The following is a 17,010-nucleotide window of genomic DNA, read 5'->3' as shown; positions in this document are numbered from 1 at the left end:
TATTTCAAGGTGGCCTCGGCGGGTCGCCACTTTCGTGATTTTCCGCCTTACCCTGTGCACATGGGCGCGTCGGGTGTCTCAAGAAGAACCGGCGAGTTGCGGTGCTTTCGGGTGGTGCTTCCGATTCCTGCTTTTGCCGCGGTTTTGAGGCCACGGGTTGGGCCGGGATGTTTCACACCATCCAGTTGCATCCGTTCTCGTCGTCCAGTCTCCCTGAGCTGCGTAGATTTCGCTGTGCTGCTGGACGGTGTGGAGCGTCCGTCAACGTCCGCACCCAGTACAACGATCCACGCCGGCCTTTGCCCGCGAGACGCTGCCAGCACCGATCGCTTTGGCCCCAGTAGCCAGAGCGCGATGCATGCCTCGTCCGCGGCGCCAGTCGCGACGTCATCTGCCCAAGCCGTTCATCAGCGATCAACGGCCCGGGCAGACACGTCGCCCTCAGGCTCCCTGCACGCTCGCTTTCACCTGCTCGCCTGCGACGCTTCGTTTTCATCCGATCACAAGTGATCGGGTGCGAACGACGGGTCCGACGTGGCTTGATCCCACGTGCTGCGTAGGGCTGAGACTGCTCTCCACCGGTTGTCGGTTGCCGTCTCGATCATCCACCGGAGTGACTGATCTGACTGCATCCGTGCGAACCTGTGGTTCTGGATCGGTTCCCTTCGACTCGACTTGTCACGGGGCAACGCTGACGCGTTGCTCTATGGCTTGCAGGTCGATGAGTTCCTGTGACGAGCGGTGTTGGTCAGTGAGGTTGGCGGTGAAGCCACTCGGCTGTCCAACATCCTGGTCACCTCAGTGCTTGTTGCCCGTATCCGACTCCTGTTCAACCCCCTGCCGAGGCAGTGTGTTGGCCATTCATCGAAGACGTGCCATCAGCGGACTGATATCCAGACGGTCTTTCCCGCTGTGCTCCGGGGCTGGCTTTCGCCGGTACCGAGACACTTGTTCCAGACCGAAGCGCCCGATCACCACCACGCTCCGTCTGCGTTGCCCGCTAAGACAACTCATGAGGTTTGCGGCTTGATGGCATCTCTGCCACCGGGTGTCGAGCAATCCGACGCGTGTGCCACCTTGTCAAAGAGCAGGTCCCGTTGAGGACCAGCCCCGGCCTCAGTGCCAGGACTGAGAGCCACCTTAGTTTTCTCTGGGGGCATTGCAAGCGAAAACTATGAAGGTGGAAAAGTTGCTCCAAACGGTGGATAAGTTGTCGCAAAGAGCTTAGTGATGCTTTGTCGTAATCATGCTTAGGCGAATGCTAAGGTCTTATATTTGCAAGCGTTTCTGTGCTTCGAGGATGCCTTCGGGCAGTGCCTCGCATTCCTGTTCGAAGACGCGAGCGGCGAGTGATTCGGGGGTGTCGTCTGGGTGCACCGGGCAAGATTTTTGTACGAGAATCGGTCCAGAGTCGTAGCGGTCGTCGGCGATGTGGACGGTGCAGCCGGAGGTGGTGGCTTTGGCATTGAGGACGGCTTCGTGGACGTGGTGGCCGTACATGCCCGGTCCGCCGAAGTCGGGCAGGAGTGAGGGGTGGATGTTGATGACGCGGTGGTGGAAGTCTTCGGCGATCTTGAGGAGGCTGAGAAAGCCTGCCATGACGACGAGGTCGGCCCGGGCTTCGCGGCAGGCCTGGAAGATGGCTGCGGAGAAGGTGGCGGTGTCGGGGTGGTCTTTGCTGCGGATGCGTTTGATGGGGACGTGGATGTGGAAGTTGCGTTCGCGGGCGGCGGCTTCGGCTTTGGGGTTGGAGGCGATGACGAGGGTGATGGAGGCGTTGAGGCGGCCGTCGGCGATGCGGTCGGCGAGGTTCTGTAGGGATCGGCCGCCGCCGGAGATGAGGATGGCGAGGCGGGGTGACTTCGCCTTAGTCATTGAACTCTCCTCCTTCCGGCGTAGTACCTCGCTTCTGAGAGTTCTTCCCAATGGTCAGTCCATTCCATCAGTTCGTCACCATCCAACAGTCGCACATCAGACTTTGAGACACCGTACTGGACGCCACCGTAGCTGCTGAGAGCCGAACAAAACAGTCGTTTGAAGGCAAGCTTGGCTTTGATTAACAGTACGCAGCCGTCGTTACGTTGGGCTTTATGAGTATGCACAACAAATTCGACCCTTTCAGTTACTTTCCTCGAATGAATGGTTTGCTCTGGCATCGCTTTGACCTGAGCTAGACTCAACTTCGAGTAACGAGCCAGCTGCTTGTCTAGCAGCCTGTCGACCCTGAAATGAGTTTGCTCCTGTGACCTCATCAGCGAGAACATACCTCACGCGGCTCGCGCCTTCGCCGACGGGGGCGTTGCATCTGGGGAATGCGCGGACGTTTTTGATCAACTGGGCGTTGGCGAAGCAGCGAGGTTGGCGGGTGCTACTTCGGGTGGAGGATCTGGATGGCCCGCGGGTGAAGGCGGGGGCGGATCGGGGGGCGATTGAGGATCTGCGGTGGCTGGGGATGGATTGGGATGAGGGGCCGGTGTACCAGGCGGTGGATCTGACGGCGTATCGGGAGGCTTTGGCGTCGCTCGTTGAAAGGCGGCTGATTTATCCGTGTGCGGCGACACGGCGGGAGATTGAGGGGGCTCTTTCGGCGCCGCAGGCTGGGGCGCATGAGCTGCGGTATCCGGGGTTGTCGCGACCGGCGTCGGAGGCGGACTGGGCGGCGGTGCGGGAGCATGCGGCGGGTCGGGGCCTGCTGGTGGAGGGTGAGTGGGCCTGGCGGCTGGTGGTGCCGGATGAGGTGGTGGTGGTTGAGGATGGGTTTGCGGAGCGGATGGAGGTGAATGTGCAGGCCGAGGTGGGGGATTTTGTGGTGGCGACGAAGGCTGGGCTGCCTGCGTATCAGCTGGCGGTGGTGGTGGATGATGTGCGTCAGGGCGTGACGGACGTGGTTCGGGGGGATGATCTGCTGGGGGCGGCTGCGCGGCAGCGGTGGTTGTATCGGTATCTAGGCTGGGAGGATCGGGTACCGAGCTATGTGCATGTGCCGTTGGTGTTGGGTGAGGATGGGCGGCGACTGGCGAAGCGGCATGGGGATACGCGGGTGGCGTGGTTTCGGGAGCAAGGGGTCGGAACCGAGCGAGTGGTCGGGTTGATCGCGTGGTGGTCGGGGGTCACGGCTGAGCGTGAGGTGATGGACGCGGAGGCGTTTGCTGGTAGGTTTGAACTGGATTGTTTGCCTAAGGGTGCGGCGACGTGCACCGAGGAGGACGTGGCGTGGTTGCTGGACGGATGAGATGGCTGGTGAGCTGGATGGCCGTTGGTTGTCTGGCGGTGGTTGTGGTGGGGTGCTCGCCTGAGCCGAAGACGGCGGAGGAGATCGCTGAGGCGATCGCGACGGCTGAGATTCAGGCGGTGGAGATCGATGGGCGGGTGTTTCGGCTGGAGATCGCGGCGGACCCGGATACACGGTTTCAGGGGTTGTCGGATCGGGCGGAGATCGCACCTGATGGTGGGATGTTGTTTGTGTTTCCGAGCGAGGCGAGGCGGGAGTTTGTGATGCGGCGGTGCCTGGTGCCGATCGACATCATCTTCCTGGATGGGAGGGGGACGGTGGTGCAGACGCATCAGATGCAGGTGGAGCCATACGACCGGAATGAGCTGGCGCTGAAGCGGTATGGCTCGCGTTGGCCAGCGCAGTTTGCGATTGAGATCGCGGGTGGGCTGCTGGACGAGCTGGAGGTGGCGGATGGGGATGTTATTGAGCTGCCTTTGGAGGCTCTTAAGGCGATGGCGGAGTAGGCCGATAACGCACGCAGCGGCGCGGTGCTTTTGTGCGTGGGTCGCTGGGAGACGGTGTCGTATGGCTGAATCGGGCATGCTGCTGGTGGTGGATGATGGGGATCTGGATGCGGCCCGTGTGGAGGTGAAGCGGTTTCTGGGGTGCTGGTCGGTGGATGATCGGCCGGATGTAGCGATTGTGGGGCCTGCGGCGCTTGGGGAGGTTGAGCGGCCTTCGGCATGCTGGCTTCGGATTCACGAGCCCGAGGGGGATGGGTACTACGAGGCGATTGATTACGTGGAGCGGGAAGCGGTGCCGACGATGTTCACACGTTGGCCGGAAAGGCGTGGGTTTGGGCGGATCGATCGGGCGGGTGTGGTGATCTGCCCCCCCGCTGCGGACCCGATTCGTGCGGTGGCACTTTTGCAGGGGTTGATGAGTCAGGCGTCGCTCCTGGATCTGCTGACGGAGGAGATGGAGCGGATCGAGCGTCAGCAGGTGGGGCTTGCGAAGCAGATCGGGATGATCGATGAGGAGCTGCGGATGGCTGCTCAGCTGCAGCGGGAGTTTCTGCCAAGGGAGCTGCCGGGTGGGGATGGGCTGAGCGTGCATGTGCTGTGGAAGCCGGCTTCGTATGTGAGTGGGGATATCTACGATGCGCGGCGGGTGGATGAGCATCACGTGGCGTTTTTCGTGGCGGACGCGGTGGGGCATGGGGTGCCGGCTGCGTTGCTGACGGTGTACATCCGGCAGGCGCTGCAGCATGCATTGCTGCCGACGCGGGTGACGGGGCGGAGCGAGCCGGTGGATCCGGCGGAGGCGCTGCAGCGGCTGAATGCGGAGTTGCTGGCACGGCAGGACGAGCAGGTGCGTTTTGCGACGGCGGTGTTTGGGCTTTACGACACGCGATCGCGTCGGGTGCGGCTGTGTCGGGCGGGGCATCCGCTGCCGCTGGTGATACGAGCCGACGGATCAAGGGTAGCGGTGGAGGGTTGTGATGGCCCGTTGCTGGGGGTGTTTGATGAGCCGGAGTTTGAGGTGAGCGAGGTTGAGCTTGGCGAGGGTGATCGGCTGCTGATCTACTCGGATGGTTTTGAGATGGCGTTTCCGGATACGGCGGGTGAGGCGAACACGCGGTATCTGCAGGCGTTTGATGAGATGGCGAGTGAGGGTGTCGAGGCGGGGCTGATGCGGCTGGAGGGGAAGCTGTCGGCGGCGGTGGGCTCACTGCATCAGCCGGATGATCTGACGGTGGTTTGTTTGGCGGCGTGAGCGGGTCAGCTTGTGAAGCCGGCACGCTGAAGAAAATCCATGGAGATCGCTTCGGCTTGACCGCCCTTCTCGGGTTGGGTCATGTTATGGATGGTGTGGATGATGGCCTTGACGAGGACATCGGCTTCGAGGTTGACGGGGTCGCCTGGTTTGAGGTTGGCGAGGGTGGTGAGTTCGAGGGTGGTGGGGATGAGAGCGACGGTGATGGTGTCGTCGGTTCGGTCGGCGAGGGTGAGGGAGACGCCATCGATGCAGACGGAGCCTTTGGGGACCATGGTGGGCATGAGTTCGAGGGGTGGGCGGAGGGTGAGGCGCCAGTCGGCGGGGTTGTTGTCGATGGCGGTGACTTCGCCGGTGGCGTCGACGTGGCCCTGGACGACGTGTCCGCCCATGGGCTGGGTGGGGAGGACGGCGGGCTCGAGGTTGACCGGCGAGCCGGTCTTGAGGCGGCCGAGGGTGGTTTTGTTAAGGGTCTCGGTGATGACGTCGAAGCTAATGGTGCCTACTCCGTCACCCCCACCACCCCCCTTCCGGGCCTGGATGTCGGCGATGGTGAGGCAGACGCCTGAGACGGCGATGGAGTCGCCTGGGGCTGGCTGGTAGCCGCGGTCGGGGACCCAGCCCTGGGTGTCGATCTCGAAGCGGAGGCCGGCGGGGGTGGGGGTGGCGGCGGCGACGCGGCCGACGGTCTGGATGATGCCTGTGAACATGGCGGTAGCTTAGGGGTTTGCGGGGCTGGGTGGCTTCGGGGTGGTTGTGGCTGCGGGTTGTGGGGGCGATGGGTGTCGGGGTCGGTTAAACTGCCGGGCTCGACCGATAGAGAGATGGGACCCCCCTTCTCGTTGCTGATGTTGCCTTTTTTTCGATCAGGACTCCGACGACCATGTCGCTACGAACTCACGACTGTGGCGCTCTGCGTGCCGAGCATGTTGACCAGACTGTTTCGCTTTGTGGCTGGGTGAACAGCTACCGGGATCACGGGGGCGTGATCTTCATCGACCTGCGGGACCGTGAAGGCATCACGCAGATCGTGTTTCACCCTGAGAACGCGGAGGCGCATGCGACGGGTGATCGTCTTCGGAACGAGGATGTGGTGCGGATCACGGGCCAGTGTTTGCGTCGTGAGGAGGGGATGGCGAACCCTAAGCTGGCGACGGGTGAGATCGAGGTGGACGCAACGGCTGTGGAGATTATGAACAAGGCGGACACGCCGCCTTTCACGCCTGACGATGCAGCACGGACGGGTGAGGAGACGCGTCTGCGGTATCGGTTTATTGATCTTCGGCGGCCGGCGATGCAGAACATTCTGAAGACGCGTCACCGGGTGACGAAGGTGATGCGTGACTACTACGACGAGCTGGGTTTCTACGAGGTGGAGACGCCGTTTTTGTGCCGGTCGACGCCCGAGGGTGCGCGGGACTTCCTGGTGCCGAGTCGGTTGCAGGCGGGTGAGTTTTACGCGCTACCGCAGAGCCCGCAGCTGTTCAAGCAGATCCTGATGTCGGGCGGGATTGATAAGTACTTCCAGATCGTTCGGTGTTTCAGAGATGAGGACCCGCGTGCGGATCGGCAGGCGGAGTTCACGCAGCTGGACGTGGAGATGAGCTTCGTGGAGCAGGAGGACGTGCTCGAGGCTCATGAGGGGTTGATGCGGCGGATCTGGAAAGAGGTACTGGACATCGATGTGCCGGAGATCCGTCGGATGTCCTACGCGGAGGCGATGGATCGGTACGGGTCGGATCGGCCAGACCTGCGGTTCGGGCTGGAGCTGGTGGATGTTACAGATCTGGCGACGCAGACCGACTTCAAGGTGTTTACCTCGACGGTGGAAGGCGGCGGGATCGTGAAGGCGATCCGTGTGCCGGGTGGGGCGAAGATGTCTCGGAAGGAGACCGACGGGCTCGCGGAGTGGGTGAAGCAGTTTGGTGCTGGCGGCCTGCCGGTGGTGAAGCGTGAAGGCGGGGCCTGGACGACGGGTGTGTCGAAGTTCATTGCACCGATTGGGGATGCGCTGGTTGAGCGGTTGGGCGTTGAGGATGGCGACCTGGTGTGTTTTGGTGTGAGTCCGAAGCCGGCGGTGGTGCACAGGGTGCTGGGTGAGCTGCGGCTGAAGCTGGCGAAGGATCTTGATCTGATCAAGCCGGGTCAGTGGGAGTGGCTGTGGGTGATCGACTTCCCGCTGGTTGAGTGGGACGAGGATGGCAAGCGGTGGCACTCGCTGCATCACCCGTTTACGAGCCCGCATCCTGAGGACATCGACAAGCTGGAGTCGGATACGGCGGCGGTAAGGTCGCTGGCGTATGACCTGGTCTTGAACGGTTCGGAGTTGGGTGGCGGCTCGATTCGTATGCACAACACGGAATTACAGGAGCGGGTGTTCAAGGTGCTGGGGATTGAGCAGGAGGAAGCGCGTGAGAAGTTTGGCTTCCTGCTGGACGCGCTTCGGTTCGGGGCGCCGCCTCATGGTGGGATTGCGTTTGGTCTCGACCGGATCGTGATGCATCTGTGTGACACAACGAACATCCGGGATGTGATTGCGTTCCCGAAGACGCAGAACGGTGCGGACCTGCTGACGGGTGCTCCTTCGGAGGTGGATCTGGATCAGCTCAAGGAGCTTCACTTGCGTGTGAAGCTGCCACAGACTGAAGCACCAACTCCCACGGCGGCTCCGGCGGGCTGAGTGCGTGTGCGGGATCGCGGGCATCCTGAGGCATGATGATCGTCCGGCGGACGAGGGTCTGTTGCGGGCGATGCTAGAACGGGTGCGGCATCGGGGTCCCGATGGCGAGGGGATGAGTCATCACGGCCGGTGTTCGCTGGTGCATGCGCGGCTGTCGGTGATCGATCTGCTGAGCGGGCAGCAGCCGATGCACATCACGCGCAGGGATGATCGTGAGCCGTTGCATCTGGTTTTCAATGGGGAGATCTACAACCATCACGCGCTGCGGCGGAAGCTGCAGCGGCGTGGGCATGTGTTCGTGTCGGATCACTCGGATACGGAGGTGCTGCTTTACGGGTATCGGCAGTGGGGGGAGGAGTTGCCGAAGCATCTGCACGGGATGTTTGCGTTTGTGATCTGGGATGAGGATACGCGGACGCTTTTCATGGCTCGGGATCGGACGGGCAAGAAGCCTCTTTACCTGCGGCAGACATCGGAGGGGCTTCGGTTTGGGAGTCTGATTCCTGCGGTGTTGGTGGGTGGTGAGCGGCCAGCGATTCAACGGGGTTCGCTGCTGACTTTTTTGCGCTACGGCTATCCGTTTGGTGAGGGTTTGCTGGAGGGGGTGACGGAGGTGCCGCCGGCACACTGGATTCGGGTTCGTGAGGGGCGGAGGGTGATCGAGCGGTACTGGCAGCCTCCGCCTATTTCGAAATCGAGCACTCGGCTGGGGGTGGTGGATGGACTGCGGGAGGTGCTGACCGAGGCGGTGGATGCGCGCTTGGAGTCGGATGTGCCGCTGGGCTGTTTTTTGTCGGGTGGGATTGATTCCTCGGTGGTGGCGGGGCTAGCGCAGCAGCGGCTGTCGGAGCGGGGTGGTGATCGGCTGCGGACGTTCAGTGTGCGGGTGCCGGGGGCTGCGTACGACGAATCGGAGACAGCACGGGAGGTGGCGGCGCACATCGGGGCGGAGCATACGGTGCTGGAGGCTCGGCCGGATGATATCGCAGGGGATCTCAGACATCTGATGACGTTGACCGGTGATCCGACGGCGGATAGTTCAATCCTGCCGACCTACTGGTTGTGTCGGGCGGCGAGGGAACATGTCACGGTGGCGTTGTCGGGGGATGGCGGGGACGAGTTGTTTGGGGGGTATGACCGGTACCGAGCGATGCGGCTGCTACGTCGGCATGGGTGGTGGCTGAGTCATCTGCCATCCGGTTTGTTTTCGGATCGTCGGCCTCGGTCGCTGCCTGCTCGGGTGCGGCGGCTGCTTGAGGCGGCGAAGTCGAGTCGGAAGCCGGCGGCGCACTATCACGACATGATCCATCTGTTTCGGGATGATCAGATTCGTGCGCTGATGCCTGGGCTGATCGAGACGGAGCCGATCGATGCGCCGCAGGTGCCGGACTGGCCGGGGACGCATGACCGGGTTCATGCAGCGATGCGTTGGGACCTGATGCACTACCTGCCGCATGTGCTGCTGCGGAAGGTTGACCGGGCGTCGATGGCGGTGGCGCTGGAGGTGCGGTGCCCGCTTCTAGATACGCAGGTGTGCGACCTGGCGGGGCATCTGCCCGATCCGGTGTTGATGCCGGGCGGGTGTCCGAAGGGGGTGCTACGGCAGCTGGCGTCGGAGCTTGTTCCGGGTTGGGTTGCGAGTCTGCCTAAGAAGGGTTTTGCGATCCCGCTGAGTGACTGGTTGCGGGGTGATCTGGCAGGACCGTTAGAGGGTGCGCTGCGTGGGCAGGGACTTTCTGCGATCGGGCTGGAGACGGCACCGGGGCTGGCTTGGTTTGAGGAGCATCGGGCAGGAAAGCGAGACCATTCGCATCGGCTGTTTGCGCTGTGGCAGCTGGCGTTGTGGGCTGAGGGTTTACGCTAAAACGCTTGGGATTTCGTCATTATCGCCTACACTCGGGTCTTCAGGCTTATTCATCCTGAGATAGAGGAGGCAGGCGATGCGTCACTGGCATTCATTGGCAGCGGGACTCTCTGTGTTGATTCTGGTGGAGACGATGGCTTCGGCGGGGGTGATCCTAAACTACCAGACACGGACGCTGACAGCCTCGGCGGGTGATGCTGCAGGCACTCAGAGTCAGCAGGTGTCTGCGGCTGGTTTCGGCCTTTACGACGACCTGCTGACGTTCAGCTACACCGGCACCGAGTTCGGCGGCGGTGGCACTGGGGTGGCGCTGCAGACATCGCAGGTGCTGCCCTGGGTGATCAGTGGCGAAGGTACGGGGACGGGCTCGGGCGGCGGCGGTGTCGGGACGGGGTTTGCGGGAGGTTCGAGCTACCTCGAAGTGGGGTTTACGGTGACCGAGCCCATCGACTACAGCCTGAACGGCTTTATCAGTGCTGATTCGGGCTTCAATCATGCTTCGGTGGTGCTCAGTGGGCCGGATGGTGTGATTGCGGAGGAGGAGGTGGGTGAGTTTGTGGGGTTTTTCGGTGGTGTGCTGTTTACGGGGCCCGAGGGTTACTGGGGGACGCTGACGCCTGGCGACTACACGATCACGGCGGTGGCAACAGCGAATGATGGTTCATTCTCGGGACCTGAGGCGATTTTTGATTTTTCGCTTCGGGTGCCTGAGCCTTCGTCAATGGTTGTTGGGCTTGGTGTTCTGTGCCTGGTGTTACGCAGGCTCGGGCGTTAGCGGCAACAGACGGTCGCCGGGTTGCATGGCTTTGCCTTTTTGGAAGTCGGCGAAGCTCATGGCTTTGCGACCTGGGGCCTGGACTTCGAGGAGGCGGATGGCGCCATCGGGCGTGGCGATGAGGTCGGTCTGGTGGCGGTTGTCTTCGGTGGGTGCGAGGAGCGTGCCGGGTGCGGGTGGGCGGTCGATGGCTTCGAGGCCGACGGTGCAGGAGAGGTCGGGGACTTCGGCGACGCGGCGGAGGTGGAGTTCGCCCTGGTCGGTGCCGTCGGCGGCGACCCAGCGGACGCGGCAGCCGGGCCAGGGCGTGAGGCCGTGGATGCGGCAGCGGACGCGGTGGCAGGTCTGATTGAAGTCGACGGTGCCGTCGGCCTTGGTGAATTTGGGGGCCTTGGTGGCGAGGGTGTGGTCCTGCTCGATGGGCCGGAGGGTGTTGGTTGCGAGTTGGTTGAGGACCTGGGCGATGGCGTTGGGTCCCAGGAGGGCCAGGCGGTCGTGGAGTTCGCCGGCGGTTTCTTTGGGGTCGATGGCGAGATCGGCCTGGGCGTAGACGGCTCCGGCGTCCATGCGTTGAGCGAGGCCGATGACGGAGACACCGGTTCGGGTTTCACCTTCGATCATGGCCCAGTTGATGGGGGCGGCCCCGCGGTATTTGGGCAGCAGGGAGGCGTGGAGGTTGACGGCGAGCCTGCCCATGGCTGCGATTGACTCGGGTCCGAGTTTCTGGCCGAAGGCGATGACGATGCCGGCCTCGGGTTGCCAGTCGCGGAGTTGGGCGAGTTCCTCTTCGCTGTTGATGTTCTGGGATTTGAGGATGGGGAGCTTCTGCTCGACGGCCCATTCGGCGATGGGTGTGGGGGTGAGGATTCGTTTGCGGCCGGCGGGCTTGTCGGGCTGGGTGACGACGCCAACGATCTCGTGGTGCTGGTAGAGGTGCTGGAGGGTGGGTAAGCCGAAGGCGCCGGATCCGGCGTAGAGAAGCTTCATCGGGCGTCTTCCAGGGCTTTGAGGGCCTTGCGGTTGGCGATGCGGTCGGTGGGGGTCATCTTGTCGATGATCATGGTGCCTTCGAGGTGGTCGTACTCGTGCTGCCAGACACGTGCGGGGAAGCCTTCGGCGGTGAGGGTGATGGTTTCGCCTTGCTCGTTCTGGGCTTCGATGGTGGCGGTGATGGGCCGGCGGACGGCGCAGGTGATGTCCGGGAGGCTGAGGCAGCCTTCATCGGCGGCTTCCTGTTCGCGCCCTAACTCGATGAATCTGGGGTTGATATAGATGCTGTCGTCCTCGGGCTCGCCGGTTGGGTTGGCGACAAAGAGTCGCCAGCTGAGGCCGACCTGGGGTGCGGCGAGGCCGACGCCAGGCGCTTCGTGCATGATGTCGAGCATGCGTTGGGCGACCGCGCGGACCTCGTCGGTGATCTCGGGGATGGGCCTGGCTTTCTGGCGCAGAACGGGGTTTGGGTGATGGATGATGGCGAGTTGAGAGGGATCGACGGACATATAGGCATGCTAGAAGGGGTTGATGCGGGGCTCAAGCAGTGTGCTAATTTCACTGTTTGCAATGGTTTGCCGCTTGACCTGCCCCGGTGTGAGCGTCATACTGAAATCGTTGTGCGGGCGACGGTTTGGGCCTGTGACCGCGACGTTGTGAACCTGGGTAAGTCAGCCGTCTGGCGACGGACCTCGTAGGGCGAATGCATGGCGACGATCACGAAAAAAGAGCTGATTGATCAGATCGCGGAAGCCACGGGGCAGAAGCGGGTGGTTGTGAAGCGGATTGTCCAGAGCTTTCTGGACAGCATTATTGTTGAGCTTGGCAAGGGTAACCGCTTGGAGTTTCGGGACTTCGGCGTGTTTGAGGTCAAGCAGCGGCAGGCCAGGATGGCTCAGAACCCCAAGACGCTGGAGCCGGTGGAGGTTCCTCCCAAGCGGACGGTGAAGTTCAAGGTGGGGCGTTTGATGAAGCAGACGCTGTCCGGCGATGAACTGGCGACCGTGGACCTGACCGATGACGATGACGACGACGCTCTCTAGCACCGATGGGGCGGGACGGGCTTCGTCGATTGATGACCAACTGAAACGAGAACTCGAGCGACGTGAGGCCGAGGGCCTTCGCCGCTCGCTTGTTGTGACCGAGGGTACGGGAGCAGTTGTTGAGCGGGGTGGCAGGCGGCTGGTGAATCTGGCTTCGAACGACTATCTGGGATTGAGCCGTCATCCACGGGTGGTTGAGGCGGCTGTCCGGGCGACAGAGCGGTATGGTGCGGGGAGCGGCGCGAGTCGGCTCGTGACTGGGCATCTGCCCGTACATCGGGAGGTGGAGGAGGCGTTCGCGGCGTTCAAGCATGCGGAGGCTGCGGTGATGCTGGGATCGGGGTACCTGGCAAATCTGGCGTTGCTGACGAGTGTGGCGGAGGCCGGGGATGTGATCCTCTTCGACAAGCTGAGTCATGCGAGCCTGATCGATGCGGCGCGGAGCAGCGGGGCGATGTGCCGTTCGTTTCCGCATGGGGATTATGAGCGTCTCGGGGTGCTGCTCGGCAGGCATGCTGGTTCACATCGGCGGTGCTATGTATTGACAGACTCGGTGTTCTCGATGGATGGGGACGCGGCGGACCTGCCTGCGTTGTGCGAGGTGGCGGAGCAGCATGGCGCGCAGGTGATTGTGGATGAGGCGCATGGCACGGGCGTGCTTGGTGCATCGGGTGCGGGGCTGGTTGCGTTGCAGGGCGTGACTGATCGTGTTTTCGCGACAGTGAGTACGGCAAGCAAGGCGTTGGGAGGTGTCGGCGGGATCGTGACAGGGTCCCGGGTGTTGATCGATACGCTGGTGAACCGGGCGCGGTCGCTGATTTACACGACGGCCCCGCCGGCCGGTCAGGTGGCGGCGATTCTGGCGGCCCTCGAAGTGGTGCGCGATGAGCCGGAGCGGCGAGAACGTTTGGCGGGTGTGTCGCGGGGGTTGCGAGAGCAGTTGCTAGCACACGGTTGGACGTTGCCTGAGTTGGCGACGGGTGTTGTGACGCCGATTGTGCCATTGGTGGTGGGTGAGACGGCGGAGGCGGTGGCGTTGTCGGAGCGGTTGGAGGCGGCGGGTTATCTGGCGGTGGCGATCCGGCCGCCAACAGTGGCTCCGGGTGCGGCGCGGGTGCGGGTGTCGCTTCGGGCGGATCTGGAGGAGGGTGTGGTTGAGGGGGTGGTGGGTCAGTTGGGGGGTGGCGGGTAGAGAACCCAGTAGGCGTCGGGAATGGGCAGCCTCCATAGCTTCCGATGCTGGACATCGGGTATCAGCTAGCGAAGAAACTGCGATTCGCATGAACGATCAGATGGCAGCGTATTACTATTCGTTGCGGATCAGGTCGACGAGGTGGGGGAGGGTCTGGCGGAGGGCGTTGTCGATGTCGCGGGCTCGGGGGCAGGCGGCGAAGGGGCGGCGGGGATGGATGCGGTCGTTGACCCAGTGCTCGTTCCAGCCGGAGGTGGTATCCAGGAACTGGCGGGTAAAGTCGTGATCGGGCTGGTTGAGGTGGTCGTCGATCTCCAGGCAGCCGGTGAGGCAGATGTCGAGGTAGGACTGGACGATGGGGTAGGTGGCGGTGGGTTCGAGGCTGTCGGCGGAGCAGAAGGTGATGAGGCGGTCGGCGCGGGCGATGTCGGCTTGGAGGTATTGTTTGTTATCTGCGACGGGGAGGAGTTGGTCGGCTTCTAGGTTAACAGGAACGTAGCCGGTCTCTCGTTGGCGGAGGGCGTCGTAGCCGTCGAGGTCAACGAGGAAGAAGACGCCGTTGGTCTGGTGGTCGGCCTGGGGGCGGAGGCCGAGGAAGCTGATGCCTCCGCCCAGGAAGTAGGCGCGGGTGTTCCAGAGGCGCTCGTAGCCGGCGAGCAGGCAGGGCTGAGCCGTCTGGGCTTTAGCGACGGTTGTGAGGCGTGAGTCGGTCTGGATGAGTGAGCCGTAGCCGAAGATACCGATCAAGTGATGTTCCTTGCTGGCTGTGCGTCGGGATTAGCGGGCGCGTTTTTCGCGCTGCTGGTTGGAGGCGGCGTACCGTTCGGCTAGCATCTCGAACTTGCGGTAGAGGAAGGGGCTGTCGCGGGTGCGGCGGGCCTCGATGTAGGGCTTGAGGCGTTCGTAGTAGTGCGGGACCAGGTAGTCGAAGACCTCGTAGCAGAATCGCTTGGCGAGCAGGCCCTGCTTGTGTTCGGTGCCGAGTTCCTGGAAGTGATTGCAGAAGGTGCGGATGTCGGTGTGGGTGGCGCGGTCGTGGTCTTCCCGGCTGTCGAGGAAGGCGTTGATGCGTCGGCGGATTTCGGCTTCGTTCGGGGCTTCGCCGGCCTCGGTGGGGGCCTCGATGCTTTCGAGCCAGCGGTCGGTGGAAGCGCGGAGTTTCATCACTTCGGATGAGTTGAAACGCGAGATGTGGCTGGCGACGCGGGTGACCCGGAAGTGGTGGCGGGTGTAGAAGAGTGCGGTGGCGAGGATGACAGGCCCGAGCACTGGGAAGATGAACTCTTTGGCGAGCATCAGCAGGAACCAGTGGGTGGGCAGATCGGGATTGAACATGGCGGCTCTCGTCGGGTGGTGTGTTGGAAGATAGCTGAGGCTTGCGGGCTTGACGTATCTAATTATCTTGATACTATGATGTCATGTCTAACGCCGAGCTTACAAAAGGATCGCTGCCGTGGGAGTTGCTGGAAGCGGCGGCACCGATCCTGCGGGTGCTGGGGCATCCTGTTCGGCTGCGGATTGTGGAGACGCTGATGAACCAGAGGCTGTCGGTGAGTGCTTTGGCCGCGGTGATCGGGTACCCACAGGCGGCGGTTTCGGGCCATCTGGCCCAGCTGCGTGGCCAACGCCTGGTGGTGTGCGAACGAGACGGGCGCGCCTGTTTTTACAGGGTGGCGCACCCGGCGGTTGGTTTCATTATCGAGTGCCTGCGGCGTCACGGGTCTGACCTTGAACGTCTGGGCCAGGTCAGTGTTGATTGAGAGGATTCCGTGATGGCGGACGTGCGGGTTGATCGGCGGCGCATTGTGATCGTGGGAGGTGTGGCCGGAGGAGCATCTGCGGCGGCGCGTGCCAGGCGGATGGTTGAGCATGCCGAGATCATTCTGCTGGAGAAGGATCGGGATGTATCGTTTGCGAACTGCGGGCTGCCTTATTACCTGGGCAGAGAGATTGAGCAGCGGGAGAAGCTGACGGTGGCTTCGGCCGAGTTATTGCGGGGGCGATTTAATCTGGATGTTCGGACGCGGCATGAGGCGATCGCGATTGATCGAGAGACCAAGCAGGTGGTTGTGCTGCGTCATGAGGATGGCTCGCAGATCAAGCTGGCGTATGACAAGCTGATACTTGCTACGGGTGCCCGTCCGATACGGCCAGAGATTGAGGGGGCGTCGCTGGAAGGCGTGTTTACGCTGCGTAACCTTGAGGATACGGATGCGATTGACTCGCATCTTGAGGGCATGGATCATCGGCGTGCGGTGGTGGTGGGTGGCGGTTACATCGGTCTTGAGATGGCTGAGCAGCTGCGTCGGAGAGGGCTCGAAGTGAGCCTGATTGAGCGGTCGCCTCAGGTCATGGCTTTGCTGGATCCTGAGATGGCGGTGCCGGTGGCAGAGGCCTTGCGCGAGGCTAACGTGGATCTTCGGGTTGATAACGAGGTGGTTCGGATCGACCGGGATGGTGGGCGACTGCGTGTTTCACTTCGTACAGGCGATGCGTTGGAAGCGGGGATCGTGGTGTTCGGGATCGGGGTGATTCCGAATACCGAGTTGGCCAAGGAGGCTGGGCTGACGCTTGGTGCCAGCGGTGGTGTCACGGTCGATCGCTTCATGCGGACGTCGGATCCGGATATCTATGCGGTGGGGGATTCGGTGGCGTATGCGTACGGGCCGACGGGTCTGCCGATGCGGGTTGCGTTGGCGGGGCCGGCGAATCGGGCGGGCCGGATCGCGGGAACGCACGCGGCGATCAATCGGTCGGATGAGATGGCGGACGTTTTCGGGACGTCGATCGTGCGGGTGTTTGAGGTGGCGGCGGGTCAGACGGGGCTGACGGTTCGATCGGCGGAGCGTTTTGGGGTTGAGGTCGATTCGGTGACGGTGATCGCGAACCATCACGCGGGATATTTCCCGGGCGCGCGGCCGGTGACGCTGAAGCTGGTGTATGACTCAAAGGACGGGCGCGTGCTGGGGGTTCAGGCGGTTGGGCATGAGGGGGTGGATAAGCGTCTGGACGTGGTGGCCACGCTGATGGCGATGAAGGGAACGGTTCGTGATCTGGCGGGTCTGGACCTGGCTTATGCGCCGCCTTTTGGTTCTGCGAAGGATGTGCTGCATATGGCTGCGTTTGCGGCGTGCAATCAGATCGATGGCTTTGATCGTTTTGCCGCGGCGGATGAAGACCTGAGCGGGTATCAGGTGGTCGATGTGCGCACGGCGGGTGAGATCGAGCGGGTTGCGTTGGCGGGTATTTCGGGCGCGATCGAGATTCCGCTTGATGAGCTGAGGTCTCGGCTGGGCGAATTGGACCCATCGCGGCCGACGGTGGTGAGCTGCGCCTCGGGTGTCCGGAGTCACGTGGCGGCGCGTTTGCTTTTGCAGCAGGGATTCTCTGAGGTGATTGAGCTGTCGGGCGGGGCGACGGTTCGTTCGCGTGCTGTGCGTCATGGTGACGCTTCGGTGCTGAGACGAAAGGTGTGA

Annotated in this window: 17 protein-coding genes; 10 read left to right on the top strand and 7 right to left on the bottom strand. The window is 62.7% G+C overall.

Going from position 1 to position 17,010, the window contains the following annotated elements; genetic code table 11:
* Positions 1–1,269 precede the first annotated feature (1,269 nt).
* Positions 1,270–1,875 carry a phosphoribosylglycinamide formyltransferase gene (purN, locus tag ACQZAB_RS12055; protein ID WP_428389771.1) on the bottom strand — a complete coding sequence of 202 codons (606 nt, stop codon included), beginning with the start codon at positions 1,873–1,875 and terminating at the stop codon, positions 1,270–1,272.
* Positions 1,872–2,156, bottom strand: coding sequence for a hypothetical protein (locus tag ACQZAB_RS12050; RefSeq protein ID WP_428389770.1), 285 nt, complete (start codon positions 2,154–2,156; stop codon positions 1,872–1,874). Before ACQZAB_RS12050 ends, purN begins: the two co-directional genes overlap by 4 nt.
* A gap of 86 nt (positions 2,157–2,242) precedes the next feature.
* On the opposite strand from ACQZAB_RS12050, the gene gluQRS reads away from it, so the two are divergent.
* The 3 genes from gluQRS to ACQZAB_RS12035 all read left to right on the top strand — a co-directional run bounded on the left by gluQRS (position 2,243) and on the right by ACQZAB_RS12035 (position 4,990).
* On the top strand, positions 2,243–3,232 hold the full coding sequence (gene gluQRS, locus ACQZAB_RS12045) for a tRNA glutamyl-Q(34) synthetase GluQRS (RefSeq protein ID WP_428389769.1): 990 nt from the start codon (positions 2,243–2,245) through the stop codon (positions 3,230–3,232).
* Positions 3,233–3,249: 17 nt separating this feature from the next.
* Positions 3,250–3,738: a DUF192 domain-containing protein gene (locus ACQZAB_RS12040; protein WP_428390159.1), complete on the top strand. Its 489-nt coding sequence runs from the start codon at positions 3,250–3,252 to the stop codon at positions 3,736–3,738.
* A gap of 61 nt (positions 3,739–3,799) precedes the next feature.
* Complete coding sequence (locus tag ACQZAB_RS12035; protein ID WP_428389768.1) at positions 3,800–4,990, top strand: PP2C family protein-serine/threonine phosphatase; 1,191 nt, start codon at positions 3,800–3,802, stop codon at positions 4,988–4,990.
* 5 nt (positions 4,991–4,995) lie between these two features.
* Here ACQZAB_RS12035 and ACQZAB_RS12030 read toward each other — a convergent pair whose 3' ends face one another.
* The gene (locus tag ACQZAB_RS12030; RefSeq protein WP_428389767.1) at positions 4,996–5,700 is read right to left on the bottom strand and encodes a riboflavin synthase; all 705 of its coding nucleotides are present in this window, start codon (positions 5,698–5,700) and stop codon (positions 4,996–4,998) included.
* A gap of 173 nt (positions 5,701–5,873) precedes the next feature.
* On the opposite strand from ACQZAB_RS12030, the gene aspS reads away from it, so the two are divergent.
* From aspS to ACQZAB_RS12015, 3 genes are all read left to right on the top strand, one after another.
* A complete protein-coding gene (gene aspS, locus ACQZAB_RS12025; protein ID WP_428389766.1) occupies positions 5,874–7,670 on the top strand; it encodes an aspartate--tRNA ligase in 1,797 nt (598 codons plus the stop codon).
* A 4-nt stretch (positions 7,671–7,674) separates the two neighbouring features.
* Positions 7,675–9,534: an asparagine synthase (glutamine-hydrolyzing) gene (gene asnB, locus ACQZAB_RS12020; protein WP_428389765.1), complete on the top strand. Its 1,860-nt coding sequence runs from the start codon at positions 7,675–7,677 to the stop codon at positions 9,532–9,534.
* A gap of 76 nt (positions 9,535–9,610) precedes the next feature.
* Positions 9,611–10,309 carry a hypothetical protein gene (locus ACQZAB_RS12015; RefSeq protein WP_428389764.1) on the top strand — a complete coding sequence of 233 codons (699 nt, stop codon included), beginning with the start codon at positions 9,611–9,613 and terminating at the stop codon, positions 10,307–10,309.
* Here the strand turns inward: ACQZAB_RS12015 and fmt are convergent.
* Positions 10,289–11,296, bottom strand: a complete 1,008-nt coding sequence (fmt, locus tag ACQZAB_RS12010; RefSeq protein ID WP_428389763.1) for a methionyl-tRNA formyltransferase — start codon at positions 11,294–11,296, stop codon at positions 10,289–10,291. The two genes, ACQZAB_RS12015 and fmt, sit on opposite strands and share 21 nt — an antisense overlap.
* Complete coding sequence (def, locus tag ACQZAB_RS12005; RefSeq protein ID WP_428389762.1) at positions 11,293–11,808, bottom strand: peptide deformylase; 516 nt, start codon at positions 11,806–11,808, stop codon at positions 11,293–11,295. Before def ends, fmt begins: the two co-directional genes overlap by 4 nt.
* A gap of 198 nt (positions 11,809–12,006) precedes the next feature.
* Here def and ACQZAB_RS12000 point away from each other — a divergent pair, with 198 nt between their 5' ends.
* Positions 12,007–12,342: an HU family DNA-binding protein gene (locus ACQZAB_RS12000; RefSeq protein ID WP_428389761.1), complete on the top strand. Its 336-nt coding sequence runs from the start codon at positions 12,007–12,009 to the stop codon at positions 12,340–12,342.
* Entirely contained in the window at positions 12,317–13,534 is a 1,218-nt protein-coding gene (locus tag ACQZAB_RS11995) for an aminotransferase class I/II-fold pyridoxal phosphate-dependent enzyme (protein ID WP_428389760.1), read from the top strand. Before ACQZAB_RS12000 ends, ACQZAB_RS11995 begins: the two co-directional genes overlap by 26 nt.
* 114 nt (positions 13,535–13,648) lie before the next feature.
* Here ACQZAB_RS11995 and ACQZAB_RS11990 read toward each other — a convergent pair whose 3' ends face one another.
* Together ACQZAB_RS11990 and ACQZAB_RS11985 are read right to left on the bottom strand one after the other, a co-directional pair.
* Positions 13,649–14,281 (bottom strand): gamma-glutamylcyclotransferase family protein, encoded by a 633-nt coding sequence (locus ACQZAB_RS11990; RefSeq protein ID WP_428389759.1) that lies wholly within the window; start codon positions 14,279–14,281, stop codon positions 13,649–13,651.
* 30 nt (positions 14,282–14,311) lie between these two features.
* Entirely contained in the window at positions 14,312–14,869 is a 558-nt protein-coding gene (locus ACQZAB_RS11985; protein WP_428389758.1) for a DUF4760 domain-containing protein, read from the bottom strand.
* Positions 14,870–14,952: 83 nt separating this feature from the next.
* Between ACQZAB_RS11985 and ACQZAB_RS11980 the strand changes: the two genes are divergently transcribed.
* Positions 14,953–15,294: an ArsR/SmtB family transcription factor gene (locus ACQZAB_RS11980; RefSeq protein WP_428389757.1), complete on the top strand. Its 342-nt coding sequence runs from the start codon at positions 14,953–14,955 to the stop codon at positions 15,292–15,294.
* 12 nt (positions 15,295–15,306) lie between these two features.
* Positions 15,307–17,010 carry an FAD-dependent oxidoreductase gene (locus tag ACQZAB_RS11975; protein ID WP_428389756.1) on the top strand — a complete coding sequence of 568 codons (1,704 nt, stop codon included), beginning with the start codon at positions 15,307–15,309 and terminating at the stop codon, positions 17,008–17,010.

Source organism: Mucisphaera sp. (assembly GCF_965279675.1).
Lineage (GTDB): Bacteria > Planctomycetota > Phycisphaerae > Phycisphaerales > Phycisphaeraceae > Mucisphaera.
Note: the sequence above shows the minus strand (reverse complement) of the source record. Positions and strands in the feature narration are given on the sequence as shown.